Source organism: Dokdonella fugitiva (assembly GCF_004342425.1).
GTDB lineage: Bacteria > Pseudomonadota > Gammaproteobacteria > Xanthomonadales > Rhodanobacteraceae > Dokdonella_A > Dokdonella_A fugitiva.
Genome location: NZ_SLWQ01000005.1, coordinates 174,208 through 200,122, shown reverse-complemented (window position 1 = coordinate 200,122; position 25,915 = coordinate 174,208). Strand labels below are relative to the sequence as shown.

Genomic DNA, 25,915 nt, shown 5'->3' with positions numbered 1-25,915 from the left:
GCGATCGCGGTGCCGCGCGGTGCCGATGACCGCTTAAGCTTGCGTAAAGCATCCACGCTCGCCGGCCGTGGGGGTGCGTCGCACCCGTGACGGGAAACGCAGGGGAAAACGCATGTCACGCGCGCCGCCATGCGTCCCTCCGGCGCGGTGACGCGCCGCGTCCGCCGGCCGCGGCCGTATGGATTCGCCGCGGCCCGCGGCGTATCCTTGCGGCCCGCATTTTTCCCCACCTTCGGACCCCTTCATGACCGCACAAGGCGCCGTGTCCGGCACGCACGTCGATCCGATCCTCGTCCATCTTTCGACCCAGCTCAGCGGCACGGCTCTGACGGACGCGCAGTCCTTCGCGCGCGAGTTCCTGCGTCGCATCGCCGCGGACGAGATCGCCGAGCGCCCGGCGGCGGAGTGGTCGGCACTGGCCCAGGGCCTGCTCGACTTCATGCGCGAGCGCCGGGTCGGCACGGCCAAGGTGCGTGTCTCCAATCCGGCGATGGGTTCCGGCCGCGCACGCACCGTCGTCGACGTCGTCACCGACGACATGCCGTTCCTGGTCGACTCGGTCGGCATGGCCGTGACCTCGGCGGGCCATGCGATCCATTCGGTCGTCCATCCCGTCTACCGCGTCGAACGCGACGCGAACGGCCGCCTCGTGTCGATCGCCGCGGGCGACGCGGACAAGGGGGCGGCCGAGTCGGTCATGCATTTCGAGATCGATCGCGTCGCCGACGCCGCGGAACTCGACCGCCTGCAGCAGCAGGTCGCCGATGCGCTCGACGACGTGCGCGCGAGCGTCACCGACTGGCAGGCGATGCGCCAGCGCATGCTCGACCTCGCCGATTCGCTGGCCACCAGGCCGATGCCGGTGGATGCGGACGGCGTCGCCGAAGCGCAGGATTTCCTGCGCTGGGCCGCCAACGACAACTTCACCTTCCTCGGCTGCCGCGAATACGCGGTCGTCAAGAGCGGCGACGACGAAGTGCTGCAGGCGGTCGAGGGCTCGGGCCTCGGCATCCTGCGCGGCTCGGAGCGCTCGCTCGCGCCGCGCTCGCTACGCACCCTCGTCGCGAAGGAGCTGCCCCAGTCCGGCTCCATGGACGCGATCATCCTCACCAAGACCAATGCGCGCTCGCACGTGCATCGCCCGGGCTACATGGACTACATCGGCGTGCTCGGCTTCGACCAGAACGGCGTGCCGGTGATCGAGCAGCGCTTCCTCGGCCTGTTCACCACCAATGCCTACATGGCCCGTCCCCAGGACGTGCCGCTCGTGCGCCGCAAGGTCGAGACGGTGATGCAGCGTTCCGGCCTGCGCCGCGACTCGCATTCGGGCAAGGCGCTGCGCCACGTACTCGAGCTGCTGCCGCGCGACGAACTGTTCCAGGCCAGCGAGGATGAGCTGTTCGCGACCGCGACCGGCATCCTCGCGCTCGGCCAGCGGCCGCGCACGCGCGTGTTCATCCGTCGCGACAAGTACGGCCGCTTCTACTCCTGCCTCGTGTTCCTGCCGCGCGACCGCTTCGACACCGAAGTGCGCGAGCGCGTCGAGGGCACGCTGAAGGCCGCGCTGCGCGGCGAGCGCATCGACTCCTCGATCCAGCTCGGCGAGTCGCCGCTGGCGCAGCTGCACCTCGTCGTGCGGCCGAAGCCGGGCGACCTCGTCGCCTACGACGTCGCCGACCTCGAGTCGCGCATCGGCCAGATCGTGCGCAACTGGCACGACGAACTGCGCGACGCGCTGGTCGCGCGGCACGGCGAAGCCGAAGGCCTGCGCCTCGCCTCGCGCTATGCGCGCGCGCTGCCGGCGTCCTACATCGAGGAAGCGACGCCCGGCGTCGCCGCCGTCGACCTCGTGCTCGCGACCTCGCTGCGCGACGGCGGCGACATCAAGCTGAGCCTCGCGCCGTCGACCCGTCGCGAGGACACGCTGCAGTTCAAGGTGTTCCGCCAGGGCGGCGCGATCGCGCTGTCGGAAGTGATCCCGCTGCTCGAGAACATGGGCCTCAGGGTGCTCACCGAGCAGCTCAGCGAGATCCGCCTTCCCGAAGCCACCGTCTACGTGCAGGACATCGCGGTGCAGGCGGCGACGCGCTGCGCGTTCGACATCGAGCAGGTCGGCGACGCGTTCGAGAACGCGTTCGCGAGCATCTGGCGCGGCGACGCGGAGAACGACGCGTTCAACAAGCTCATCCTCGGCGCACGGCTCGACTGGCGCCAGGTGAGCGTGCTGCGCGGCTACTGCAAGTACCTGCTGCAGACCGGCGTGACGTTCTCGCAGAGCTACATGGAGGAGACGCTCAACCGCTATCCGGCACTGGCCGGCCTGCTGGTCGAGCTGTTCGAGGCGGGTTTCGATCCCGCGCGCGAGGACGTGGGCGCCGACGCGGCCAGGGCAGCCGGCGAGCGCCTCGGCGGCGAACTGCGCGCGCTCATCCCGGGCGACGTGTCCAAGAAGTTGCCGCCGAAGTTCGTCGACGACCTCGTCGCGACGCGCACGCAGCCGCGCATGGACCAGGTCGGCGCGATCATCGGCGCGATCAAGGCACTGCTCGAGCACGTCGCGAGCCTCGACGAGGACCGCATCCTGCGCGCCTACCTCGGCGTGATCGGCGCGACCCTGCGCACGAATTACTTCCAGCGCCGCGACGGCGCTCCGCGCCCGTACATCAGCTTCAAGTTCGATTCGGCCAAGGTGCCGGACCTGCCCAAGCCGCGCCCCTACCGCGAGATCTTCGTGTACAGCCCGCGCGTCGAGGGCGTGCACCTGCGCTTCGGCCCCGTCGCGCGCGGCGGCCTGCGCTGGTCCGACCGCCGCGAGGACTTCCGCACCGAAGTGCTCGGCCTGGTCAAGGCGCAGATGGTGAAGAACACCGTGATCGTGCCGGTCGGCTCGAAGGGCGGCTTCTTCGTCAAGCATCCGCCGGCCAGCGGCGACCGCGACGCCGTCCTCGCCGAAGGCATCGCCTGCTACAAGATGTTCATCAACGGCCTGCTCGACATCACCGACAACCTCGTCGAAGGCAAGGTCGTGCATCCCAGGGACGTCGTGCGCCACGACGGTGACGATCCCTACCTCGTCGTCGCCGCGGACAAGGGCACGGCCACGTTCTCGGACATCGCCAATGGCGTCAGCGCCGAGCACGGTTTCTGGCTGGGCGACGCGTTCGCCTCCGGCGGCTCGGTCGGCTACGACCACAAGAAGATGGGCATCACCGCGAAGGGTGGCTGGGAGTCGGTCAAGCGCCACTTCCGCGCGATGGGCCGCGACAGCCAGAGCGAGGATTTCACCTGCGTGGGCATCGGCGACATGTCCGGCGACGTGTTCGGCAACGGCATGCTGCTGTCCACGCACATCCGCCTCGTCGCGGCATTCGATCACCGCCACATCTTCCTCGACCCGAACCCCGACGCGGCGATTTCGTTCAAGGAACGCGAGCGCCTGTTCGCGCTGCCGCGCTCGTCTTGGGACGACTACGACAAGTTGCTGATCTCCGCCGGCGGCGGCGTGTTCCCGCGCAGTGCGAAGACGATTCCGCTGTCGCCGGAAGCGTGCCGCGCGCTCGGCATCGCCGAGGGTACGACCCAGCTCACGCCGACCGAACTCATGAGCGCGATCCTCAAGGCGCCGGTCGACCTGCTGTGGAACGGTGGCATCGGCACCTACGTCAAGGCCGAGTCCGAGACCAACGCCGATGTCGGCGATCGCGCCAACAATGCGCTGCGCGTCAACGGCCGCGACCTGCGCTGCAAGGTGGTCGGCGAGGGCGGCAATCTCGGCTTCACGCAGAAGGGCCGCATCGAGGCGGCGCTGCACGGCGTGCTGCTCAACACCGACTTCATCGACAACTCGGCCGGCGTCGACACCTCCGACCACGAAGTCAACATCAAGATCCTGCTCAACGACGCCGTGCAGCGTGGCGAGCTCACGCTCGAGCAGCGCAACGCGCAACTCGCCGCGATGACCGACGAGGTCGAGCGCCTCGTGCTGTCGGACAACTACCGGCAGAACCAGGCGATCACCGTGATGGAGCACATGTCGGTGCACCGCCTCGGCTCGAACGCGCACTTCATCCGCACGCTCGAAGCGGAAGGCCTGCTCGACCGGCAGATCGAGTTCCTGCCGTCCGACGCCGAACTCGCCGAGCGCAAGGCGCGCCACCAGGGCATGACGCGTCCGGAGCTGTCGGTGCTGCTGTCGTATTCGAAGATCAAGCTCTACCAGCAACTGCTCGATTCCGACGTGCCGGAGGACCCGTTCCTGTCGAAGGAGCTCGTGCGCTACTTCCCGGAGCCGCTGCGCGAACAGTACGCCGCGCACATGCAGCGCCACCGCCTCAAGCGCGAGATCATCGCAACGGTCGTGACCAATTCGATGGTCAACCGCATGGACGCGACCTTCGTGCTGCGCATGCAGGAAGACACGGGCCAGTCGCCGGCGTCGATCGCGAAGGCCTACTCGGCGGTGCGCGAGATCGTCGATGCGCGCGGCATCTGGGCCGAGATCGAAGCGCTCGACGGCAAGGTCGGCGAAGCAGTGCAGATCGACGCGTTGCTCAAGCTCTGGAACCTGCAGCGCAACCTCACGCGCTGGCTGCTCAACCAGCGCGGTTCGAGCCTCGACATCGCCGGCATCGTCGAGCGCTACGCGCCCGGCGTCGCCGAACTCTCCGCGGCGCTGCCGCGTGTGCTGACCGCGAACGCCCGCGCCGACTACGACGTCGACGTCGAGAAGTGGCAGGGGCTCGACATCCCCGAAGCGCTCGCGCAGCGCCTCGCCAAGGTCGCCGAGCTCAACGCGGCGTTCGACATCGTGGAGATCGCGCTGGAAACCGGCGAAGGGGTCGAGCGCGTCGCCTCGGTCTTCTTCGAGCTCGCCCAGGCGCTCGACATCGACGGCCTGCGCCGGCAGATCGAGAACCTGCCGGTCGAGAGCCGCTGGCATGCGCAAGCACGCGGTTCGCTGCGCGACGAGCTCGCCTCGCAGCATCGCGCGCTCGCGCGCCAGGTGCTCGCCGGTGCCGATGCCGGCGACGAGCATCCGGTTGCGCGCTGGCTCGAACGCGACGACCCGGCGCTCAGGTTCACGCTCGGCCTGCTCGAGGAGATCCGCACGCAGTCGGTCGATTACCCGATCGCCTCGGTCGCGCTGCGTCGTTTCGCCCAGCTCGTGCAGGCGGCGTCGAAGGCCGCCTGACTGCACGCGGTGGGCCCAGACCCACCGCGCAGGTCGTACCCCCATGCCCGCGCCGGGTGGGCCTCGGCCCACCGTTCTCTGCTCAGCACGCGCGCGCCAGGATGCGGCCATCGCTTTCACGCGACGACGTGGTGGGCCAAGGCCCACGCCACGAGCATCGCGTGCGATCCTTGTCGGGGCGGGCATGGTTGCGCGGATCTGCGCGCGCAGCCGAGAATCGCGGGGACGTTCCCTCCGGGTCGCACCATGTCACGACGCATCGCCTTCGTCGCCGCCCAGACCGGGGAAGCGGCAGCCGCGCACGCCGCGCTCGTCGCCCGTTACGGCGAGGTGCCGCTCGACCAGGCCGACGTCATCGTCGCGCTGGGTGGCGACGGCTTCATGCTGCGCTCGCTGCATCGCCACATGGCGCGCGCGCTGCCCGTGTACGGCATGAAGCTCGGCACGGTCGGCTTCCTCATGAACCAGTACGGCCTCGACGAACTCGAGTCGCGCATCGAGCACGCGCAGCCGACGGTGCTGCGGCCGCTGCTGATGGAAGCGGTGACCGAAGCCGGCAGCAGCACGACCTCGCTCGCATTCAACGAGGTGTCGCTGCTGCGCCAGACCAAGCAGGCCGCGCACGTGCGCGTCCTGCTCAATGGCGTCGCCAAGATCGAGGAACTCGTCTGCGACGGCGTGCTCGTGTCGACGACGGCCGGATCGACCGCGTACAACCTTTCCGCGCACGGGCCGATCCTGCCGCTCGGTTCGCAGCTGCTCGCGCTCACGCCGATCAGTCCGTTCCGGCCGCGCCGCTGGCGCGGTGCGATCCTGCCTGCGATCACCGAAGTCAAGTTTGAGATCCTCGATCCGTACAAGCGGCCGGTCAGCGCGACCGCGGATTCGCACGAAGTGCGTGACGTTACCGAAGTGCACATCCGCGAATCGCGCGAGCAGACCGTGACCTTGCTGTTCGATCCCGAGCACAATCTCGAAGAGCGCATCCTCAACGAGCAGTTCGAGCTGTAGCGGATGAGGCGGTGCGCACGCACGATGCGCCGCATCGCCCGCGGCACGGCGACATGGCTGGTACGCTGCGGCCTGCTGCTCGCCGTCACCGCGACGGCCGGTTGCGGCGCGCTGCGCTACTACGCGCACGTCGTGCACGGCCAGGCGCAGCTGCTCGCCGCGCGCGAGCCGATCGAACGCGCGATCGCCGACACGCGACTCGATGCGACCGTGCGCGAGCGCCTGCGCGGCGCGCTCGCCGCACGCCGCTTCGCGAGCGATCGGCTCGGGTTGCCGCGCAACCGCAGCTATGCGAGCTATGTGCAGCTGGATCGGCCGTACGTGACGTGGAGCGTATTCGCGGCACCCGAGTTTTCGGTCGAGCCGCTCACCCACTGCTTCCCGTTCGCCGGTTGCGTCGCCTACCTCGGCTATTTCGACCATGACCACGCCGAGCGTGCCGCAGCGGCGCTGCAGGCGCAGGGTTACGACACCGCGGTGCGCGGCGTCGCCGCGTATTCGACCCTGGGCTGGTTCGCCGATCCGATCGTCTCGAGCATGCTGCGGGGTGGCCAGGACGAGCTCGATCGCGTGATCTTCCATGAACTCGCGCACCAGAAGCTGTACGTCCCCGGCGACACCGCGTTCAACGAGTCGTACGCGAGCTTCGTCGCCGAACAGGGCCTGCGCGAATGGCGTGTCACGAACGGACGGCCCACGGGCACGCGCGATGCGTCGCACGAGGACGGCTTCACGCGGCTCGTGCTCGACCTGCGCGAGCGGTTGCGCGTGCTGTATGCGTCGTCGCGCGATGCTGCGGCGAAGCGGGCCGGCAAGGCCGCCGAGATCGACGCCTTCCGCCGTCGCTACGTGGAGCTCCGCGATCGCGAGTGGAATGGCGGGCACGGCTACGACGCCTGGGTGGCTGCGCCCATCAACAACGCAAGCCTCGTGCCGTTCGGTCTCTACGACCGCTGGGTCGGCGCGTTCGCGATGCTGTACGCGCAAGGCGGCGGCTGGGACGCGTTCCATGCACGCGTGCGCGAGCTCGCGCGGCTCGACCACGACCGGCGCGAGCGCAGGCTGGCGGCGCTCGAGGATGCCGGCGCAGCGCATTCGCGCTGACGGGCACGCGCGATCGAGGCGTGGTCGGCGTCAACCGTCCGGTCGCGGCTGCGTTCCACCCGATACCGGGCATGTTCGCCCGCATCCATGGGAGGAATGCATCAATGGCTATGCGCAAACTCGCCGGCGCCTGCTGCGTGGCCGCGCTCGCGTACGCTGCGGTGTTCGCTGCGGCACCGGCGCAGGCACGCGCGGTCGTCGACATCGCCATCGGGGTAGCTCCGCCGCCGCTGCGCGTCGAACACGCCGGCGTGCGGGCGGGCTACGTCTGGGCGCCGGGCTACTGGCACTGGAATGGCGCGCATCACGTCTGGATCGGCGGCCGCTGGGTCGTCGCGCGGCCCGGCTATCGGTACGTCGGCGCCCGCTGGGTCCGCATCGGACCCGACTGGCATTTCCGGCACGCGCACTGGGTGCGCCTCTAGCGCGAACGGACGAGGCCGCAGGATGCGGCCTCGTCCCCCTGGTTCACTGATGGGCTGCCCAGCGCTCGTATTCGGCGCGGCTGATGCGGCCGTCGCGATTGCGATCGGCATGGATGAAGTCGTTGCCGAGCGGCGGGTAGGCGGCCGCTTCGGCTTCGCCGAGCGCGCCACGGCCGCCGCGGTCGAGCTCCGCGAACGACGGAGGCGCGCCATACTGGCGCGGCTGCGGTTGTCCCGACGTCACCGTGACTTCGCCTTGCGGGGTCTGGTAGGTCGTGCTGCTCGTGTCCTGGGCCTGGACGCCGCCGGCCAGCCCGAGCAGGCCGAAAGCGAGGATGTAGGAGCGCATGGTTTCCTCCGGCTGTGGGTGGTACGCCCGGCGCACCTGTGGTGTGCCGGCCATGCGAGATCCTCGGCCACGACGGATTAACCGCGGCGAACCGGGCGCGGCGACGTGAACCGCAGACAGTGGCGCGGGGATGCGGAACAATGCGTCATGCCCGTGCAGCGAACATCCAGCCTGGTCCGGCTCGCGATCCTTTCCGCCGGCATCGCCGTGGCCGGGTGCGATCGACGCGAGCCGCCGGTGGCAGCGGCGGCGGGATCGGCGCACGGGCACATCGGCGAGCCCATGGCAGCACCGGTCGTCGTCTCGACCCCGCCGCAGGCGGCGCCACCGGTGCAGGCGCCAACGATCGAGCCAGCCCCCGCGCACGGCGTCGACGCGCTCCCCGCGATCGAGGTGCCGCAACCCCTGCAGTCGGCCGCATGTCTCGCGCATACGCAGGCGGCGCAGGCACGCGCGCCGGTCGCGGTGCACCGTTGGGTCGACGCGGCCGGCATCACGCACTACTCGGACCAGGCCCCGCCAGCGAACGCGCAAGGCCATCGCGTGATCGCGGTGAGCGGCGCCCCCGCGATCGACGTGCAGGCGAGCGGCTACGACGTGAACCTGCCGGACCAGCTGCAACAGCGCGCGGTCGCCGACGCGCTCGGCGTGCAGCGCGTCATGCACGATACGCTCGGCGTGCCGATACCGTCGGGCATGCGCCTGCAGATCGTCTTCGTCCGCTCCGAGGCCGCCTACGCGCAGCAGATCGGTGATCCGTCCCTGGCGAAATCCAGCGGTACGTATTCGACCGTCGACCGAACGATCCGCGTGCGCATGCAGGACCAGGACGAAGTGAACTTCGCCGTGCTCCGCCACGAGATCACCCACGCGCTCGTGCATGAGTCGATCGGCAACCTGCCGGTTTCGCTCAACGAGGGGCTCGCCGAGTACTTCGGCCGCTACCGCAGCGGCGGCATGGGTGGCCAGGTCGACGTCGGCGGGCAGCGGACGGCAATGATCGGCGCGGCGCCGGGCGGCGATGGCAGCGAGGCGCTGGTCGACCTGCTTGCGCGCGAGGGAAGCGGTTTCTACACCGAGGCGCTCGCCGCAGGCGAACGCGAACGTCGCTACCTGCGCGCGTACTCGCTGGTCGCGCTGCTCATGCGCGACCGCGAAGGCCGGGCCGCCCTGCAAGGAGTGCTGGCCGCGCAAGCCGGGACGCCTTGCGTGCCGGTCGCCGCCGAACGCCTGCTCGATGCCGCCTACCCGGGCGGGCTGCGCCGGCTCGCGGCCGAATGGAGCGCGTTCATGCGCAATCCGCCGGACGACATACGGGCGTACTGAGCGCCGCATCCGGCGCCATCGCCGGGTCTGTAGCAATTTGCAACAAGTCGGGTAGACTCGCGCCGCTGTGTCTGCACGGTTCACCCGCGTTTGGCGACCCGATGCTGCGCCGATCGTTGATCCGCTTCATCGCTTCACCTGCACACCTGCATACCCAGTGGTCGACATGCCCCTGAAGGGGATGGTTCATTCAACTAGTCAAGAGTGGAGAGTTTCATGTCGGATCGTCAGGTGGGCACCGTCAAGTGGTTCAACGAGAGCAAGGGTTTCGGCTTCATCAGCCGTGAGAACGGCCCGGACGTGTTCGTGCATTTCCGCGCGATCACCGGCACGGGCTTCAAGACGCTGCAGGAAGGCCAGAAGGTTTCCTTCCGCGTGGTGCAGGGCCAGAAGGGCCTGCAGGCGGAAGAGGTGACGCCGGCCTGACGCCCGCGCCGTCCTTCGCACGAAAGGGCCGCGCTCGCACGCGGCCCTTTTTTTCGCCCGGCGACCGGGACGCCGGCCTTTCTCCCGGACGGCAGCGTGCGGAGGCAAGGCCCGCGCGAGAAGTGGCATGATCGCCATCTGGCGACCGGAGCCGCTGCATGAGCGACATGACACCCTTGCTGATCGAACCGCGCCTGCACGACCTCGGCGATGGTTTCACCGTGCGCCGACTGCTGCCGTTCCGCCTGCGCCGCCACGTCGGTCCGTTCGTATTCTTCGACCACATCGGTCCGGCCGAACTGCCGCCCGGTCGTGGACTCGACGTGCGGCCGCACCCGCACATCGGCCTGGCCACGGTCACCTATCTCTTCGAGGGGGCGCTTGGTCACCGCGACAGCCTCGGCTCCGTACAGGTGATCCGGCCCGGCGACGTCAACTGGATGACGGCGGGGCGCGGGATCGTGCACTCCGAGCGCACGCCGCCGGAAGAACGTGCTGCCGGCCACCGCATGCACGGCATCCAGACCTGGGTCGCCCTGCCGCGCGAGCACGAGGAAACGGCGCCGGAGTTCCTCCATTACCCCGCGTCGACGCTGCCCGAGCGCGAGCAGGACGGGGTGCGACTGCGCGTGATCGCGGGACGCTCGTTCGGGCTGGAATCGCCGGTGCGCGTGTACGCGCCGACACTGTATGCGGACGTGCACCTCGCCGGCGGAGCGAGCCTGCGCGTGCCGGGCGAACATGAGGAACGCGCGATCTACGTGCTCGACGGCGACGTCCGCGTCGACGGCGAGCCGCTGGCGCCGCAGCGCATGCTCGTGCTCGCTGCCGGCGCGGATATCGAAGTGGCGGCGACGTCGGCGGCGCACGTGGTGCTCTGCGGCGGCGCGCCGCTCGACGGCGAACGCACGATCTGGTGGAACTTCGTGTCCTCCGATCGCGCGCGCATCGAACGCGCCAAGGCCGATTGGCTCGCACAGCGCATCGGGGTCGTGCCCGGCGAGACCGAGTTCATCCCTTTGCCCGAGCACTGAACGGCCGTGCAGGTGCTGTTCCCGGGCGCAGCAGGCGCTCGGGAGGGGCTTCGCGGAGCAGGGCGCGCGCCCGCGGCGAAGCAGGCTGCTATCCTGCGCGGCCGAGGCGTCCGTCATGTCCCGATACACGAGTTTCCGCGAGTTCTACCCGTACTACCTGTCCGAGCACGCGAACCGCCATTGCCGTCGCCTGCACTTCGTCGGCAGCAGCCTCGCCCTGCTGGTGGTCGTGATCGCGTGCGTGGCACGCGACGCGCGCTGGCTGTGGCTCGCGCCGGTGTTCGGCTACGGCTTCGCCTGGATCGGCCACTTCGTGTTCGAGAAGAACCGTCCGGCGACGTTCCGTCATCCGCTCTACAGCCTCACCGGCGACTGGGTCATGTACGCCGACATCCTGCGCGGGCGCGTGCGCTTGTGACCGGGTGCGCATGAGCGGCGAATTGCCGTCGCGCGCGGGCGCCGACGCGCGCCTGCGCCACATCGACGCCTTGCGCGCGCTGGCGGCATTGCTCGTCGTCTGGCGCCACGTCGGCGACGCCTACGTCGGGTTCGGTATCGGCATGGGTGGCCGTTGGCTCGCGACCGTCGCATCGTCGATCGACGTCGGCCGCATCGGCGTGGTCACGTTCTTCCTCATCAGTGGCTACGTGATCCCGTTCAGCATCCATCCCGAGCGGCGCGCCGCGCTCGGCACATTCCTCATCAAGCGCTTCTTCCGCATCTATCCCGCCTACTGGCTGTCGATCCCGCTCGGCGCATTCGCCACCTGCTGGTTGTGGGGAAGGCCGTTCGGCCTGCGCGAATTCGTCGTCAACCTGACCCTGCTGCAGGACTTCTTCGGCGTGACCGCAGCGGAGGGACTGTATTGGACCTTGCTCGTCGAATGGGCGTTCTACCTGCTCTGCGTCGTGCTGCTGCTGTGCGGCAGCCTCGGCCGGCCGCGACACCTGCTCGCGGTGTCGATCGCATTCACGCTCGCCTATTCGATCGAGATGCTCGTCCGCTGGTGGAATGGCACGACCCTGATGGGCTCGCCGGCGGCGTTCACGCTGCTCAACCTCTCGCTGATGCTGGTCGGCACGCTTTATCGCACCGTCATCGACGACGCGCGCAGCGACGACCGCATCGTGCAGGCCGGGCTGCACGGCCTGTTGCTGTGGCACCTCGTCGCGCTGCCGGCCGGCGCGGTGTACGCGATCGGCTGGAAGTACAACGCCACGATCCCGTATGCGCTGGGCCTGCTGCTCTTCATCGCAGGCACCCGTTTCGTGCGCATCCGCTCCGCGCTCACCGACTGGCTCGGCCGCATCAGCTATTCGATCTACCTGTTCCATCCGGTCGTGTTCATGGTGATGCTGTGGCTGCTGCTGCGCCTGCCCGCGGGGTCGGTCCTGCGCGTGCAGCACCTCGGCGTCTACATCGTCGCCAACATGGCGATCACGGTCGTGCTCGCGACGCTCGTGTATCGCTGGGTCGAACGACCCGGCATGGAACTCGGCCGACGCGTCGCGCGGGCGTGGTCGCGCTACCGCGAACGCGCCGCGGCGATGCCCACCGCGGGCGTAACCGGTGGCGTCCTCGGTCCGGAGCATGACTTTCGGCCCCGTCACGGGACTGACCCACTCCGCTAGGCTTGCACCGGTTTCCCATCTGCGCCTGCGCTCGGGGCACTGCAGGCGCGCCAGCCAGGAGAGCCGCATGATCGTCCGATGGAAGTACGGTCTCGCCGCACTCGCGCTCGCAGGCGCGAGCGTGCATGCGATGACCGCCGATGAACTCGTTGCAAAGAACCTCGAAGCCCGCGGCGGCGCCGCCAAGCTGCAGGCGATCAAGACGCTGAAGTCCGAAGGCAAGCTGCTCGTCGGCGGCCAGTTCGAACTCGGCGTCGTGCAGTACCAGAAGGCGCCGGAATCGACGCGCACGGAGGCGAGCATCCAGGGCCTCACCGCGGTGCAGGCCTGGGACGGCAAGGAGGCGTGGCAGATCTCGCCGTTCCAGGGCCGCAAGGATCCCGAGAAGATGAGCGCCGACGACGCCAAGGCGCTCGCCGACGATGCGCCGATCAGCGGGCAACTCGCCGGCTGGCAGGAGCGCGGCAGCAAGCTCGAGTACCTCGGCACCGAGGACGTCGACGGCACCGATGCGCACAAGCTCAAGGTGACCCTGAAGAACGGCGACGTCGAATACGTCTATCTCGATCCCGACCATTTCCTCGAAATCCGCGTCGCCACCCAGCGCAGCGTGCGCGGCACGCTGGTCGAGAGCGTCAGCGACTACGGCGACTACGAGCAGGTGGACGGCGTCTATTTCCCGTTCTCGGTCGCGACCGAAAGCAGGCCCGACGGCAACCGCCAGCAGCTCACGATCGAGCACGCCGAAGCGAACGTCCCGATGGACGACGCGCTGTTCGCGTTTCCGAACACCCAGGGAGCCGGCCGATGAACCGCCTGTTCGTGCAACTCACCCTCGGCGCGCTCGCCACCGCGTGCGCCGCATCCGCCGGCGCCGCCGCGCCGGAAGCGAACGCGCCGCGCTTCGATGCCGGCGTCGTGTCCGGCCTCGGCGCGCGCAACATCGGTTCGGCCACGATGAGTGGCCGCGTCGCCGCGCTCGACGCGGTGCCGGGCAAGGACGGCAAGACCACGCTGTTCGTCGGCGCGGCATCCGGCGGCGTGTGGAAGTCGACCGACGGCGGCACGACGTTCAAGCCGGTGTTCGACAAGCAGCCGGTGCAATCGATCGGCGCGATCGCGATCGATCCGACGCACCACGACACGATCTGGGTCGGCACCGGTGAATCGTGGACACGCAATTCCGTATCGATCGGCAACGGCATCTACAAGTCCACCGACGGTGGCGAGACCTGGACGCACATGGGCCTCGATGCGTCCGAACGCATCGCCAAGGTCATGGTCGATCCGCGCAACGGCGACGTCGTCTATGCCTGCGTGCCCGGCAAGCTGTGGAGTGATTCCGCCGAGCGCGGCCTGTACAAGACCACCGACGGTGGCAGGAACTGGCAGCTCGTGCTGAAGGGACGCAACCTCTCGACCGGCTGTTCCTCGATCAGCCTCGACCCGAAGAACCCCGACGTCGTGTTCGCGGGCCTGTGGGATTTCCGCCGCAAGGGCTGGACGTTCCGCTCGGGTGGCGAATCGGCGAGCGCGGAGTCGGGCAGCGGCCTGTTCCGCTCCGGCGACGGCGGGCGCACGTGGACCGAAGTCACCGAAGCGGCGAACAAGGGTTTCCCGAAGAAGCCGTACGGGCGCATCGCGGTCGCGGTCGCGCCATCGGACGCGAACATCGTCTACGCACTGGTCGAATCGACCGACTCGGCGCTGTTCCGTTCCGACGATGGCGGCAAGACCTGGGACAAGCGCGACAAGAGCCAGCTCATGGTCTGGCGGCCGTTCTACTTCGCCAACCTCGTGGTCGACCCGAAGAACCCGGATCGCCTGTTCAAGCCGGACTTCGCGCTGATCCAGAGCCTCGATGGCGGCAAGAGTTTCGCCAACACCGGTGGCGGCACGCACGGTGACCACCACGTGATCTGGATCGATCCGACCGACACCGCGCACGTGATCACCGGCGATGACGGCGGCCTGTGGCAGTCCTACGACGGCGGCAACAAGTGGTGGAAGCAGAACAACCTGCCGATCTCGCAGTTCTACCACGTGAGCCTCGACAACGACGACCCGTTCCACGTTTATGGCGGCCTGCAGGACAACAGCTCCTGGGTCGGCGACAGCGCATACCCTGGCGGCATCACCAACCAGCGCTGGGAGAACATGTACGGCGGTGACGGCTTCTGGATGTTCGAGGACCCGGCCGATCCCGACTACATCTACGCCGAGTACCAGGGCGGCTCGATCGCGCGCGTGAACCGAAAGACGCACGAGCTGCGCACGATCCAGCCGTTGGCAGGGTACAAGGAGAAGCTGCGCTGGAACTGGAACGCGCCGATCGCGCTGAGCCCGAACGAGAAGGGAACGATCTACATCGGCTCGCAGTTCCTGTTCCGCTCGCGCGACCACGGCCAGAGCTGGGATCGCATTTCGCCTGACCTCACGACCAACGACCCGGCCAAGCAGAAGCAGGAGGAGTCGGGCGGCATCACGGTCGACAACTCGGCGGCCGAGATGCATACCACGATCTACTCGATCAGCGAGTCGCCGAAGGCCGCCGGCACGATCTGGGTCGGCACCGACGACGGCAACGTGCAGCTCACGCGCGACGGCGGCAAGACCTGGACCAATGTCGTCGGCAACATCAAGGGCGTGCCCGCGCACGCATGGGTGTCGTGGGTGCAGGCGGGCAACTTCGATGCCGGCAGCGCGTTCGTCGCGTTCGACCGCCACACCTTCGGCGACATGGCGCCGTACATCTACGAGACGCGCGACTACGGCCGCAGCTGGACCGCGCTCGTCACGCCGAAGGACGACAAGGGCATGCGTGGCTACGTGCACGTGGTCAAGGAAGATCCGCAGCGCGCGGGCCTGCTCTACGCGGGCACCGAGTTCGGGCTGTGGATCTCGCCCGACGGCGGCAAGGCGTGGGCGCCGTTCAAGGGCAGCGACTTCCCGGCCGTCGCGGTGCGCGACCTCGCGTTCCAGCAGCGCGACGCTTCGCTCGTGCTGGCTACGCACGGCCGCGGCATCTGGATCATCGACGACCTGACGCCGCTGCGCGCGCTCGACGCGAAGGCGCTCGAGAGCGAAGCCGCGTTCCTCGGCACGCGACCGGTGCAACAGCGCATCAACGCGTTCGGCGGCTGGTCGGAAGGCGATGCCGCGTTCACCGGCCCGAACCCGCCCGCGGGCGCGGAGATCGCCTACTACCAGAAGAGCCGCCATCTGTTCGGCAAGCTCAAGATCGAAGTGCTCGACGACAAGGGCACGGTCATCGACACGATCCCCGCCAGCGTGCGCCGCGGCATCAACCGCGTGACCTGGCAGATGCGCGCCAAGCCGCCGCGCGTGCCGCCGGCCGCGCAGGTCGCCTTCAACGCGACCCAGGGCCCGCGCGTGCCGCCCGGCACCTACACGGTGCGCATGACCAAGGGCAAGGACGTCTACGAGACGAAGATCGACGTCGGCCTCGACCGCCGCTCGAGCTTCGGCGTGGCCGACCGCCGCGCGCAGTACGACGCGGCGATGCGCGTGCGCTCGCTGTTCGGCGACATGACCGATCTGGTGTTCAAGATCAACGCGGTGCGCACGCAGGCAGACGCGGCTGCAGCGAAGCTCCCCCAAGGCGACGCGAAGCGCAAGCAGCTCGCGGCCCTGTCCGGCCATGCCGACGAGATCCGCAAGCAGATCGTCGCGACCAAGGAAGGCGGTGCGATCACCGGCGAGGAGCGCCTGCGCGAGCACATGGACACGCTGTACGGCGCGATCATGTCCTACGACGGCAAGCCATCCGACTACCAGCTCGCGCGCATCGAGGTGCTGCAGCGCGAACTCGGCGACGTCGCCGGCGCGTTCGAGAAGCTGCAGTCGGGCGAGCTCGCGCAGGTCAACGGTGCACTGCGCGGTGCCAACCTGCCGGAGATCACGGTGCCTGCAAGCGCGCCGCAGGACGAGGCGGGTGGCGGATCGCACGGCGGGCAGCAGGACGTGCATGCGCCTTGGGAGCGCGACTGACGTCTTGCCCGACACCGCTGCTGCTTCGCGCATCGCGCGAAGCAGCGGGGTACGAGGGATGAGTGGATGCGCCGCGCGGCCCGTGCCGCGCGGCGTTCTTCCTTCAGTGGCCGGCGCCCGCGGCGACGTTGCCGAACGGCGGCTTGGCGAACCAGACCACCGGGATCATCGCGAGGAACAGCGCGGTGCAGAGCAGGAACACGTCGTTGACCGCGAGCGTGAACGCCTGCCGCGTGACGATCGAATCGATGATGCTCCACGCACGCTCGGCGGGCCCGCCCAGCGCCGACAGACCCTGCACCGCACTCGTCGCCGCGGCACTCGCGCCGTCGAGGTGCTCGGCGAGCACGGCATGGTGGTACTCGCCGCGGTGCTGCCACAACGTGACCGACACCGCGGTCGAGATGCTCGCGGCGATCGTGCGGCAGAAGTTGGCGAGGCCCGACGCCGATCCGATCTGGTGCGGCTCGAGGCCCGACAGGAACACCTGGTTCAGCGGGATGAAGAAGCAGGGGATGCCGATGCCCATGATGAAGCGCGGCCAGATCAACTGCTCGAACGACGCGTTGTCCGGGAACGAGGCGAACCAGTACGAGGTCACCGCGAACACGATGAAGGCGAACGTCACGACCGAGCGCAGCTCGAGCTTCTGGATGTTGCGGCCGATGATTGGCGAGACGAGGAAGGCGAGGATGCCCACCGGCGCGGTCGCGAGGCCCGCCCACGAGGCAGTGTAGCCGAGCACGGTCTGCAGCCAGAGCGGATAGACGACGTTGATGCCGAAGAAGCCGAACATGCCGAACGACATCGCGGCGACGCCGACGAGGAAGTTGCGCTTGCGGAACAGCGAAAGGTCGACGACCGGGTGCTCCTCCATGAGCTCCCAGGCGATGAAGAACGTGAGGCAGACCACCGCGATGATCGCCAGCACGACGATCAGCTGCGAGGAGAACCAATCCTTGTCGTTGCCGTTGTCGAGCATGAACTGCAGGCAGCCGACGCCGATCACGAGCAGCACGAGGCCGACCGTGTCGACCGGCGTCTTGACGATGACCGACTCGCGCTTGTGCAGCAGGGTCCACGTGATCACGATCGCGAGCAGGCCGACCGGCACGTTGATGTAGAAGATCCACGGCCACGAGTAGTTGTCGGTGAGGTAGCCGCCGAGGATCGGGCCGAAGATCGGCGCGACCACGACGGTCATCGCCCACAGCGCGAGCGCGAGTCCCTTCTTGTCGATCGGGTAGTTGTTGAGCAGCAGGCTCAGCGACAGCGCGACCATCGGGCCCGAGCCCGCGCCCTGCAGCAGGCGGCCGACGACGAGCATCGGCATGCTCGTCGCCATGCCGCACAGGGTCGAGCAGATCACGAACAGCAGCGCGGACACGCAGAACGCGCGCACCTCGCCGAACTGGCGGCCGATCCAGCCGCTGATCGGTTGCATGATCGCGCTGGCGAGCGAATAGGAACTGATCGCCCAGGTGCCTTCCTGCGGGCTGACACCGAGGCTGCCCGCGATGTGCGGCACCGAGACGTTGACGATCGTGATGTCGAGTACTTCCATGAACGTCGCGAAGGCGATCGCGACGGTCAGCAGCGCCAGCGGCGCGCCATGCAGCGGCGGCAACGGCGGGCGTTGCTCGGGCGAGGCAGCCATCGGACGTCCTCAGTGCGAACCGGGCAGGTTGGCGGCGATGATCGCTTCGGCTTCGGCGTCGGCCTTGGCGATGTCGCGCGCGTAGACATCGGTCTGCGCGACCGCGGTGGTGGCGCCGGCGCCGGCCAGCATCGGCCCGGAGCGGTCGTGCGTGTCGACCGTGACCGCGGTCGACAGGCCGACGCGCAGCGGATACTTCTCGAGCTGGCGGGCGTCCAGCGCGATGCGCACGGGCACGCGCTGCACGACCTTGATCCAGTTGCCCGAGGCGTTCTGCGGCGGCAGCAGCGCGAACGACGAGCCGGTGCCCGCGCCGAGGCCGACCACCTTGCCTTCGAACTCGACGTTGCCGCCGTACAGGTCGACTTCGACCTTCGCCGGCTGGCCGATGCGGATGTGGCCGAGCTGGCTTTCCTTGTAGTTCGCATCGACCCAGAGGTCGTGCAACGGGATGATCGTCAGCAGGGCCTGCCCCGGCTGCACGCGGCTGCCGACCTGCACGCTGCGCTGCGCGACGTAACCGCCGATCGGCGCGACGATCGCGTTGCGTTCGGCATTGATCCATGCTTCGCGGAATGCCGCCTTCGCCTGCAGCACCGAAGCATTGCTGGCGACGTCGGTGCCGTCGACGAGCGCGTGCGAGGCCGCGGCCTGGCGGGTGGCGAGGTCGAGCGCGGCCTTGGCCGTGTCGACCGCCTCGCGCGCGTGCGCGACTTCCTCCGGTGCGATCGCCTTGTCGGCGAGCAGCGGCTGGCGCCGCGCGAGGTCGGCCTGCGCACGCGACAGTTCGAGCTTGCGCGCGGCGACAGCGGCGTCGTACTGCGACGCCATTTCGGTCTGCTGGCGCACCTGGCGCACCGCGTTGGCCAATGCGCTCTTCGCCTTCGCGAGCGCGAGGTCGGCGTCGGTCGGGTCCAGCTTCACCAGCACCTGGCCGGCCTCGACGCGCTGCGTGTCGTCGGCGAGTACGGCGATGACGGTGCCGGGGACCTGCGCCGAGAGCATGACCTGGTTGCCGGCGACGTAGGCGTCGTCGGTGACTTCGCGCTGCGACCAGACGAACAGCCAGAGCAGGTACCAGGCGACGCCGATCGCGACGAACACGAGCGCGATGACCACGAGCACCGTGCGACGCTTGCCATTGTTGCCATTCTTCGGGGCGTCGCCGGTGCTGCCGGCGGCGGGAATCTGCGAATCGCTCATCGTCGAGGGCTCGTGGTTACTTGATGGGGAAATCCGCGCCGGCGGCGTCGCTCGCCGCGAGTGCGTCGTCGTCGAGGCGGTAGCCGCCGCCGAGCGCCTTGGTCAGCGCGATCTGCGCGGACAGCGCTTGTGCGTCGAGCGCGAGCAACGCGTCGCGCTGCTCGAGCACCTGCGCCTGCGCGGTGAGCAGGCTGCGATCGTCGGCGAGGCCCTGGCGCACGCGCGCCGTGGCCGTGCGTTCGAGCGCGCGCGTCGCGGCGAGCTGGCCATTGCGTTCGTTGCGGCGCGCGTCGACCTGGGCGAGCGTGAGCGCCTGCGTGGCGACGTCGCGCGCGGCGTCGACGACGGCGGCGTCGTACTGCGCCGCGGCCGCGTCGAGCGCCGCCTGCGAGACGTGATAGCCCGCCTTGAGCTGGCCGCGGCCGAAGATCGGCAGGTGCAGGGCGGGGCCGATCGAGGCCATGCGGCTGCCGGCATTCAGCAGCTTGTCGAGGTCGAGTGATTGCAGGCCGACCATTGCGCCGAGGCTGATGTCCGGGTAGAACTCGGCGCGGGCCTCGTCGACGCGACGCAACGCGGCCTCGACGCGCCAGCGGCTCGCGGCGATGTCAGGGCGCCGCGCGATGAGGTCGAGCCCGACGCTGCCGGGCAATGCCGCGTCGACGCTCGGCAGTGCGCGCGCTTCGAGTTTCGGCAGGTCCGCGGGCGCGACGCCGAGCAGGCCGGCGAGTGCGGCGAGGCGGATCTTCGCACTGCCGGTGTAGGTCGCCTGGAGTTCGCGCGCCGCGGCGAGCTGGGCATCGGCCTGGTGCACCAGATCGGGCGCATCGATGCCGCGCGCGACGCGCTTGTCGGCGAGCATGCGCAGGCGTTGCAGCAGCTCGATCGATTCGTTCGCAAGCGCGAGGTGCGCCTGGTCCGCCTGCCAGGCGAAGTACGTGTCGGCGACCGCGCTGGTGAGCACGAGGCTCGCCGCGCTGCGTTCGGCCTCGGCGGCGCGCGCCTCGTCGACGGCGGCGGCGACCGCGGCGCGCGTCTTGCCCCAGAAATCGAAGTCGTACTGGAACTGCAGGCTGAGATCGCCCTGGTTGTACCAGGTGAAGCCGAGGAACTGGGGCGGGATCAGCCCGTTTTCACTGAGCCGCAGGCGCTGCACCTGCGCGTTGGCTTGCGAGTTCAGGCCGCCTTGCGCGCGCGCGACCTCGACCGCGGCGAGCGCGCTGCCGAGGCGCTTGTGCGCCTCGTCGAGCGAGGGCGCACCGGCGAGCGCCTGTTCGACCAGGCGGTCGAGCTGCGGGTCGGCGTAGCGCTTCCACCATTGCGGATCGGGCCATTCGGTGGTGCCCGCGCCGACCGAGACGGCGACACCGGCGAGCGGCGCCTCGTCGCGCAGGACGGGGCGAGCGGGTTTCGGGGGGATCGCGCAGGCGGCCAGCGCGAGCGCGCAGGCGGCGACGATCATCGGTCGGAGCGAGGGACGGCTGGCGGATGCGGTCATCGGATCCACGTCGACTGAACGGATGAAGGATCGTGCGGGAAAAAGCTGGCTCCGCTCGTGGCGCCGCAGGCGGCTGTGTCCTGCGAATCGCCGTTCCCTGGCGCCACGAGCGACCGCAGGCGGCGGTCGGCTCTAAAACCATACTAGCCAGTTCTGTATTTGGCCGCAACCGGCCCCGCGCGACGGTTCAGCGGTAGTCTCGGTGGCACGCCTCGCAGGCGTTGGCGATGGTCGTCAGCGCTTCGGCCTGCCGCGGACAGGCGGCCGCCGCGTCCCACGCGGTGACGGCCTTGCCGAAGTCGGTGATGTACTGGCTGAGCACGCGGTCTTTCGTGCCGGCGGCCAGCAATGCACCCTCGAGGTCGCCGGCGACGAGGCGCAGGTGCGCGGCCGAACGTGCCTGCGCGGGGACGGTGCAGGTGCCGTCGCGCGCCGCCGATCGCGCCGCGCCGAGTTCGTGCTGCATGACGTTCATGAGTGCGCGCGGCCACGCGTTGCGACGCTGCATCGCGCTGGTGAACATGCCGGCGACGATCACGCCGGCGAGCGCGCCGACGACGAGGCAGATCAGGTAGCGCATGGTCTTCAGCCGTCTCCGTTGGCGCGCTGCTTGAGGTTGGCGAGCAGCAGGGTGCCGAGGCCGAGCAGGATCTCGTCGACGAACGGGATGAAGTCGGGGATCAGCAGGTCGGCGACGAACAACGCCGCCGTGATCAGCGCCAGGCGCGGAAAGCGCAGGCCTTCGGCCCAGCGCAGCAGCGGTCGCATGATCGGGTTCGGCATGGTCGTCTCCTCGGCAAGTGTCGCACGCGGGTGCCGGCGACCGGCGTGCTGCGACGTCGTGCCGCCCTCCGTCGCGGTGCGCGACGATCGAGCGGCTCGTGCGGCGATGATACGCTGCGCGCCCCATGGACCAGTCCCAACTCGCGGAGCGCTTCCGCGGCATCGATCGCCTGTACGGCGTGGGCAGCGTCGCGCGCCTCGCGCGGGCGCACGTGTGCGTGGTCGGCATCGGCGGTGTCGGTTCGTGGGCGGTCGAGGCGCTCGCGCGCAGCGGCGTCGGCCGGCTCACCCTCATCGACGCCGACGACGTCTGCGTGAGCAACACCAACCGCCAGCTGCACGCGCTCGACGGTGAATTCGGCAAGGCCAAGGTCGAGGTGATGGCGGCGCGAGCGCGCGCGATCAACCCGGGCATCGCGGTCGATGCGATCGCGCAGTTCCTCACGCCGTCGAATCTCGGCGAACTGCTCGCTCGCGGCTACGACCTCGTCATCGATGCCTGCGACGCGTTCCGCGTCAAGGTCGAGACGATCGCGTGGTGCCGGCGGCGCAAGCTGCCGCTGGTCACGATCGGCTCCGCCGGCGGCCGCACCGATCCGACCCTGGTGGGCGTGCGCGACCTGTCGAAGACCGAACACGACGCGCTGCTCGCGCTGGTGCGCAAGAAACTGCGCGAGGAGTTCAACTTCCCGCGTGGCACCAAGCGCTACTTCGGCGTGCAGGCGGTGTATTCGCGCGAGAACGTGCGTTACCCGCAGGCCGACGGCAGCGTCTGCGGCACGCGTCCGGCCGGCGGCGACGCGCTCAAGCTCGACTGCGGCGGCGGCCTCGGCGCGGCGACGCACGTGACGGCGACGTTCGCATTCGCGGCGGTGTCGCGCGCACTCACCAAGCTGCTCGCCATGCCCGCGAGCTGATTCAGGGTGCGCCAAGCGCGAACAGGCGGCGCGCGTTCGCGCCCGTCGCGCGCGCGAGCTCGCCGGCGTCGATGCCGCGCAGGGCGGCGATCGTCGCGGCGACCTCGCCGAGGTACGACGGCTCGTTGCGTTCGCCGCGATGCGTCGCCAGCGGCTGGTCCGGCGCGTCGGTTTCGAGCAGCAGGTAGTCGAGCGGCATCGTCGCGACGAGCGCGCGCAGCCGGTGCGCGCGCCCGTAGGTCACCGGCCCGCCGAGGCCGACGAGGAAGCCGAGGTTCCACAGCTGGCGTGCCTGCTCGGCGCTGCCGGCGAAGCTGTGCACGACGCCGCGCAAGCCGCCGACGCGGCGGATCGTGGCGATCACTTCGTCGACCGCGCGGCGCGCATGGATGATCGCCGGCAGGTCGAATTCGCGCGCGAGCTGCAGTTGCGCGACGAAGTATCGGCGTTGCTCCTCCGCATCGAGCCCTTCGACGAAGAAGTCGAGGCCGCATTCGCCCACCGCGACCGGCCGCTCCCGCTCGAGCCATTCGCGCAGCGCGTCGAGGTGCGGCGGGCGGTGTTCGGCGAGGTACATCGGATGCAGGCCGTAAGCCGCGTGCAGGTCGGCATGGCGGCCCGCGCACAACGCGCGCAGCTTGCCGAAACCCGACAGCGCGATCGCCGGCACCACCTGCGCGGTGACGCCCGCGGCGCGCGCTCGCGCGACGACGGCATCGCGGTCGGCGTCGAATTCCGCCGCGTCGAGGTGGCAGTGCGAATCGACCAGCACGATCAGCGCGCTGCGCCGGCCACGTTGGCGCGCTGGCGCTGCAGCAACACCGGCGGCAGCGCATGCGAGGAGTGGCCGTTGCCGGACTGCGAGAGGTCGTTCTGGCCGATGCCGTCGGCCTTGGTCACGCCGCTGTCGCCGGGATCGAGCCAGTCGCGCAGGCGTGACGAGGGCGACGGGCCGTTCCAGGCGACCGAGAGCTTGCCGTAGCAGTCGAAGCCGTCGTTGGGTTGCCCCGGCGCGGTATCGCTGCAGGCGGCCGTCCCGCCGGACAGCGTGCCGACCAGGTGGCGCGCGAGGCCGCCGCCGGTGCCGACACTCGCGAACAGGCCCGAGCCGGACGAACCGCCTTCGGTCGTGCCCTGCGTGTACGGGCCGGCGTACCAGTGCGTGCCGTGGGTGGCCGGCGCGGTCTCGGCGATGCAGTTGTCGATCGTGTGCGGCGCCGGCCCGGCGGTGATCTTCTTCACGTCGCCGCTCGGATGGTGGATGCCGATCGTGCCGGCCGGCGCGGTGCCGGAGGCATCCCAGCCCGCGTAGTAGAGGTTCCAGTCCGCGGCCGGCGAGCCGGCGAGTTCGACCAGCGTTACGTCGACGTCGGCGCGCGTCGCGCGCAGCACCGCGCCATGTTGGTCGTCATCGAAGAAACCGCCGGCCGGCGCGCCGAGCACGTTGCACTGGGTCGACTGGTAGTTCCAGTAGACGACCATCGACTGCGCTTCCGCCGCGAGCGACAGGCAGTGCGCCGCGGTGAGGAACAGGTTGCGGCGCGCGTGTGGCACGTCGGTGACGAGCGTGCCGCTGCAGAGGTAGTAGTCGCCGTCGTCAGCCGCGATGTATTCGTAATAGCCGACCGCGCGGATCTCGTTCGCATACGGGTCGCCGAGCGGGCAGGCGACGTTGACGTTGCAGGCGCCGGACGCGCCCGGATCGCCGTCCTTGCGCGTGCGCTCGTACAGGTCGCGGAAGCCTGCGCCGGCGCCGTCGAGTTCGAGTGCCCCGGCGTCGAGCGTCGCGCCCGCCGGCACGTGCAACTCGATGGTCGCGGTATCGCCCGGCACGATCGGCGCATGGAACCTCCCGTCGGTCGCGTCGTCGGCGGTGTACGGGCCCTGGTAGTCGTCGCCGGCGCCGATCACGTGCAGCGTCGCGCCACGGGGCAGCGCGAAATGCGCGAACGCGAAGCGCAGGTCGGTCGCTCCCGCCGCGCGTACGCGCACGCGCCAGAGGCGCGAGCCGTCCTCGAGCGTATCCCAGCGACCATCGCGCTCCGGCGTGATCGACAACGGGCGCGCATCCGCGCTGCGCATGCGCTTGCTGCCCGCGGTGCGCATCGCGCGGTCGGCATCGATGCGCCGTCGTGGCGCATCGACGCCGGCCACATCGACGATCGCGACGTCGAAGCCCGCCTTGGCCGGATGCGCGAGGCTGTACGGCGGCTCGCCCTTGCGCGCCTGGCCCGTGGCGGCAGCGAGCAGCAACGCGACGCCGAGCACGCTGCGCGCGAAAGGAATGAATCGACGCGAACGACGCATGTGGCCTCCTCGCAGTGCGGGTGGCCAAGCATAAGCAGCCGCACATGCCTCGCGCGAGCCTCGCGGCGCCGGCGTCATCCCGCGTTCAGGCCGCCGCGAGCGCGGCGCGCCGGCGCGACGTCAGTGCCAACCGTTCGAGGCGAGCAGCCCGAAGCAGGCGGCGACGAGCAGCAATCCGACTGCGATGATCGTGCCGACGCCGAGCGCGCTGCGCGGACGCTTCCACCAGCGCGTGCAGTGCGGCTGCATCCATCCGTGCGCGTCAGTCGCGATGCGCAGCGTTGCGGTCGCGGCCGGCGCCGAGGCGACGGTCGATGCCGCCGAACAGCTTCTTGAACAGGCGCGAGAACTTGCCGCGCTGGGTCTTGCGCAGCTTCTCCTCCTCGCTGGTGAGCCAGGCGACCTGGATCACGCGACGCTCGCCCTCGTGCGGGAGGTGGCCATGGAACGAATTGTCGGCGCGGCGGAACGCGACGAGGTGGCCGTACAGCGGCCGCACCTCCGGCACGACGAGGTCGTCGATGTCGTCGATGCGGTTGAGGAAACGGAAGCAGCCTTCGCTGATGTCCGGCCAGCTTTCGTTCAGGTAGACGAGCGCGGTCACGATCTTCGAGCGACTGTCGGTGTGGATCGTGCCGTGGCGCTTGTTCAGCGAGCGACAGATCGTCACCAGGGTCGGCTTGTCGCCGAGGTCCGGGATACCCAGGCGCCGCCCGATCGCATTGGCGAACGCGGGCGAGGTGAGATCGGCGACGAGGCGGTTCACGCTCGGCCCGCAGTCGCGTGCTTCATGCGGGAAAAAGCCGGCGTTCGGATAACGCGGGAAATCGCGTGCGAGGTCCGCCGCGGCGTCCGCGGGCAACTGTTCACGCGCGATCAGGAACGCGAACGGCTGGTCGCGCACGACCGTGTCGGCGCGGTCGAGGCGCCGGGGGTCGAGCAGGGGTCCGGCTGCGGGATCGTTCAGGGTTTCGGCGGCTGCATTCATTCGGTCGCAAAAGTCGGAACGGCAGCACGGATTGTAGTGCCGAGGCCGCCATGC

22 protein-coding genes are annotated in these 25,915 nt (G+C 69.5%); 12 read left to right on the top strand and 10 right to left on the bottom strand.

What is annotated here, in order from left to right:
* The first annotated feature begins 244 nt into the window (after window positions 1–244).
* The 4 genes from EV148_RS10945 to EV148_RS10930 all read left to right on the top strand — a co-directional run bounded on the left by EV148_RS10945 (window position 245) and on the right by EV148_RS10930 (window position 7,731).
* A complete protein-coding gene (locus EV148_RS10945; RefSeq protein ID WP_131997942.1) occupies window positions 245–5,191 on the top strand; it encodes an NAD-glutamate dehydrogenase in 4,947 nt (1,648 codons plus the stop codon).
* A 246-nt stretch (window positions 5,192–5,437) separates the two neighbouring features.
* The gene (locus EV148_RS10940) at window positions 5,438–6,202 is read left to right on the top strand and encodes an NAD kinase (protein WP_131997939.1); all 765 of its coding nucleotides are present in this window, start codon (window positions 5,438–5,440) and stop codon (window positions 6,200–6,202) included.
* Between the two features lie 24 nt (window positions 6,203–6,226).
* A complete protein-coding gene (locus EV148_RS10935) occupies window positions 6,227–7,306 on the top strand; it encodes an aminopeptidase (RefSeq protein WP_131997936.1) in 1,080 nt (359 codons plus the stop codon).
* A 104-nt stretch (window positions 7,307–7,410) separates the two neighbouring features.
* Window positions 7,411–7,731, top strand: a complete 321-nt coding sequence (locus EV148_RS10930) for a YXWGXW repeat-containing protein (protein ID WP_131997933.1) — start codon at window positions 7,411–7,413, stop codon at window positions 7,729–7,731.
* A 43-nt stretch (window positions 7,732–7,774) separates the two neighbouring features.
* Here the strand turns inward: EV148_RS10930 and EV148_RS10925 are convergent, their stop codons facing one another.
* Complete coding sequence (locus tag EV148_RS10925) at window positions 7,775–8,080, bottom strand: hypothetical protein (protein WP_131997930.1); 306 nt, start codon at window positions 8,078–8,080, stop codon at window positions 7,775–7,777.
* 282 nt (window positions 8,081–8,362) lie between these two features.
* On the opposite strand from EV148_RS10925, the gene EV148_RS10920 reads away from it, so the two are divergent.
* The 7 genes from EV148_RS10920 to EV148_RS10890 all read left to right on the top strand — a co-directional run bounded on the left by EV148_RS10920 (window position 8,363) and on the right by EV148_RS10890 (window position 16,508).
* Window positions 8,363–9,406, top strand: coding sequence for a DUF4124 domain-containing protein (locus EV148_RS10920; protein WP_158287432.1), 1,044 nt, complete (start codon window positions 8,363–8,365; stop codon window positions 9,404–9,406).
* A gap of 216 nt (window positions 9,407–9,622) precedes the next feature.
* Window positions 9,623–9,832, top strand: a complete 210-nt coding sequence (locus EV148_RS10915; RefSeq protein ID WP_131997924.1) for a cold-shock protein — start codon at window positions 9,623–9,625, stop codon at window positions 9,830–9,832.
* A gap of 158 nt (window positions 9,833–9,990) precedes the next feature.
* Window positions 9,991–10,866, top strand: a complete 876-nt coding sequence (locus EV148_RS10910; protein ID WP_131997921.1) for a pirin family protein — start codon at window positions 9,991–9,993, stop codon at window positions 10,864–10,866.
* A gap of 115 nt (window positions 10,867–10,981) precedes the next feature.
* The gene (locus EV148_RS10905; protein WP_131997918.1) at window positions 10,982–11,284 is read left to right on the top strand and encodes an Mpo1-like protein; all 303 of its coding nucleotides are present in this window, start codon (window positions 10,982–10,984) and stop codon (window positions 11,282–11,284) included.
* A 10-nt stretch (window positions 11,285–11,294) separates the two neighbouring features.
* Window positions 11,295–12,497, top strand: coding sequence for an acyltransferase family protein (locus tag EV148_RS10900; protein WP_131997915.1), 1,203 nt, complete (start codon window positions 11,295–11,297; stop codon window positions 12,495–12,497).
* Window positions 12,498–12,564: 67 nt separating this feature from the next.
* Window positions 12,565–13,308, top strand: coding sequence for a hypothetical protein (locus tag EV148_RS10895; protein ID WP_131997912.1), 744 nt, complete (start codon window positions 12,565–12,567; stop codon window positions 13,306–13,308).
* Window positions 13,305–16,508, top strand: a complete 3,204-nt coding sequence (locus EV148_RS10890; RefSeq protein ID WP_131997908.1) for a WD40/YVTN/BNR-like repeat-containing protein — start codon at window positions 13,305–13,307, stop codon at window positions 16,506–16,508. Before EV148_RS10895 ends, EV148_RS10890 begins: the two co-directional genes overlap by 4 nt.
* Before the next feature lie 103 nt (window positions 16,509–16,611).
* Here EV148_RS10890 and EV148_RS10885 read toward each other — a convergent pair whose 3' ends face one another.
* The 5 genes from EV148_RS10885 to EV148_RS10865 all read right to left on the bottom strand — a co-directional run bounded on the left by EV148_RS10885 (window position 16,612) and on the right by EV148_RS10865 (window position 21,649).
* Complete coding sequence (locus tag EV148_RS10885; RefSeq protein ID WP_131997905.1) at window positions 16,612–18,165, bottom strand: DHA2 family efflux MFS transporter permease subunit; 1,554 nt, start codon at window positions 18,163–18,165, stop codon at window positions 16,612–16,614.
* A gap of 9 nt (window positions 18,166–18,174) precedes the next feature.
* The gene (locus EV148_RS10880) at window positions 18,175–19,368 is read right to left on the bottom strand and encodes an HlyD/EmrA/EmrK family protein (protein WP_131997902.1); all 1,194 of its coding nucleotides are present in this window, start codon (window positions 19,366–19,368) and stop codon (window positions 18,175–18,177) included.
* 16 nt (window positions 19,369–19,384) lie between these two features.
* A complete protein-coding gene (locus tag EV148_RS10875) occupies window positions 19,385–20,866 on the bottom strand; it encodes an efflux transporter outer membrane subunit (protein ID WP_131997899.1) in 1,482 nt (493 codons plus the stop codon).
* A gap of 187 nt (window positions 20,867–21,053) precedes the next feature.
* Complete coding sequence (locus EV148_RS10870; protein WP_131997897.1) at window positions 21,054–21,446, bottom strand: hypothetical protein; 393 nt, start codon at window positions 21,444–21,446, stop codon at window positions 21,054–21,056.
* 5 nt (window positions 21,447–21,451) lie between these two features.
* Window positions 21,452–21,649: a DUF6116 family protein gene (locus EV148_RS10865; RefSeq protein ID WP_131997894.1), complete on the bottom strand. Its 198-nt coding sequence runs from the start codon at window positions 21,647–21,649 to the stop codon at window positions 21,452–21,454.
* A 125-nt stretch (window positions 21,650–21,774) separates the two neighbouring features.
* On the opposite strand from EV148_RS10865, the gene tcdA reads away from it, so the two are divergent.
* The gene (tcdA, locus tag EV148_RS10860; RefSeq protein WP_131997892.1) at window positions 21,775–22,566 is read left to right on the top strand and encodes a tRNA cyclic N6-threonylcarbamoyladenosine(37) synthase TcdA; all 792 of its coding nucleotides are present in this window, start codon (window positions 21,775–21,777) and stop codon (window positions 22,564–22,566) included.
* A 1-nt stretch (window position 22,567) separates the two neighbouring features.
* Here the strand turns inward: tcdA and EV148_RS10855 are convergent, their stop codons facing one another.
* The 4 genes from EV148_RS10855 to EV148_RS10845 all read right to left on the bottom strand — a co-directional run bounded on the left by EV148_RS10855 (window position 22,568) and on the right by EV148_RS10845 (window position 25,861).
* Window positions 22,568–23,344 carry a TatD family hydrolase gene (locus EV148_RS10855; RefSeq protein WP_199222769.1) on the bottom strand — a complete coding sequence of 259 codons (777 nt, stop codon included), beginning with the start codon at window positions 23,342–23,344 and terminating at the stop codon, window positions 22,568–22,570.
* Window positions 23,341–24,873, bottom strand: coding sequence for a trypsin-like serine peptidase (locus EV148_RS10850; protein WP_131997889.1), 1,533 nt, complete (start codon window positions 24,871–24,873; stop codon window positions 23,341–23,343). Before EV148_RS10850 ends, EV148_RS10855 begins: the two co-directional genes overlap by 4 nt.
* A 120-nt stretch (window positions 24,874–24,993) precedes the next feature.
* Window positions 24,994–25,122, bottom strand: a complete 129-nt coding sequence (locus tag EV148_RS19070) for a hypothetical protein (RefSeq protein WP_259393282.1) — start codon at window positions 25,120–25,122, stop codon at window positions 24,994–24,996.
* 13 nt (window positions 25,123–25,135) lie between these two features.
* A complete protein-coding gene (locus tag EV148_RS10845; protein ID WP_131997886.1) occupies window positions 25,136–25,861 on the bottom strand; it encodes a 2OG-Fe(II) oxygenase in 726 nt (241 codons plus the stop codon).
* Between the last annotated feature and the right edge of the window lie 54 nt (window positions 25,862–25,915).

Coding starts and splice junctions, on each gene's coding strand:
- EV148_RS10900 (WP_131997915.1), top strand. CDS start 11,295: ATGAGCGGCGAATTGCCGTCGCGCGCGGGCGCCGACGCGCGCCTGCGC.
- EV148_RS10925 (WP_131997930.1), bottom strand. CDS start 8,080: ATGCGCTCCTACATCCTCGCTTTCGGCCTGCTCGGGCTGGCCGGCGGC.
- EV148_RS19070 (WP_259393282.1), bottom strand. CDS start 25,122: ATGCAGCCGCACTGCACGCGCTGGTGGAAGCGTCCGCGCAGCGCGCTC.
- EV148_RS10915 (WP_131997924.1), top strand. CDS start 9,623: ATGTCGGATCGTCAGGTGGGCACCGTCAAGTGGTTCAACGAGAGCAAG.
- EV148_RS10885 (WP_131997905.1), bottom strand. CDS start 18,165: ATGGCTGCCTCGCCCGAGCAACGCCCGCCGTTGCCGCCGCTGCATGGC.
- EV148_RS10845 (WP_131997886.1), bottom strand. CDS start 25,861: ATGAATGCAGCCGCCGAAACCCTGAACGATCCCGCAGCCGGACCCCTG.
- EV148_RS10945 (WP_131997942.1), top strand. CDS start 245: ATGACCGCACAAGGCGCCGTGTCCGGCACGCACGTCGATCCGATCCTC.
- EV148_RS10940 (WP_131997939.1), top strand. CDS start 5,438: ATGTCACGACGCATCGCCTTCGTCGCCGCCCAGACCGGGGAAGCGGCA.
- EV148_RS10895 (WP_131997912.1), top strand. CDS start 12,565: ATGATCGTCCGATGGAAGTACGGTCTCGCCGCACTCGCGCTCGCAGGC.
- EV148_RS10875 (WP_131997899.1), bottom strand. CDS start 20,866: ATGACCGCATCCGCCAGCCGTCCCTCGCTCCGACCGATGATCGTCGCC.
- EV148_RS10910 (WP_131997921.1), top strand. CDS start 9,991: ATGAGCGACATGACACCCTTGCTGATCGAACCGCGCCTGCACGACCTC.
- EV148_RS10880 (WP_131997902.1), bottom strand. CDS start 19,368: ATGAGCGATTCGCAGATTCCCGCCGCCGGCAGCACCGGCGACGCCCCG.
- EV148_RS10870 (WP_131997897.1), bottom strand. CDS start 21,446: ATGCGCTACCTGATCTGCCTCGTCGTCGGCGCGCTCGCCGGCGTGATC.
- EV148_RS10905 (WP_131997918.1), top strand. CDS start 10,982: ATGTCCCGATACACGAGTTTCCGCGAGTTCTACCCGTACTACCTGTCC.
- EV148_RS10850 (WP_131997889.1), bottom strand. CDS start 24,873: ATGCGTCGTTCGCGTCGATTCATTCCTTTCGCGCGCAGCGTGCTCGGC.
- EV148_RS10865 (WP_131997894.1), bottom strand. CDS start 21,649: ATGCCGAACCCGATCATGCGACCGCTGCTGCGCTGGGCCGAAGGCCTG.
- EV148_RS10935 (WP_131997936.1), top strand. CDS start 6,227: ATGCGCCGCATCGCCCGCGGCACGGCGACATGGCTGGTACGCTGCGGC.
- EV148_RS10920 (WP_158287432.1), top strand. CDS start 8,363: ATGGCAGCACCGGTCGTCGTCTCGACCCCGCCGCAGGCGGCGCCACCG.
- EV148_RS10890 (WP_131997908.1), top strand. CDS start 13,305: ATGAACCGCCTGTTCGTGCAACTCACCCTCGGCGCGCTCGCCACCGCG.
- tcdA (WP_131997892.1), top strand. CDS start 21,775: ATGGACCAGTCCCAACTCGCGGAGCGCTTCCGCGGCATCGATCGCCTG.
- EV148_RS10930 (WP_131997933.1), top strand. CDS start 7,411: ATGGCTATGCGCAAACTCGCCGGCGCCTGCTGCGTGGCCGCGCTCGCG.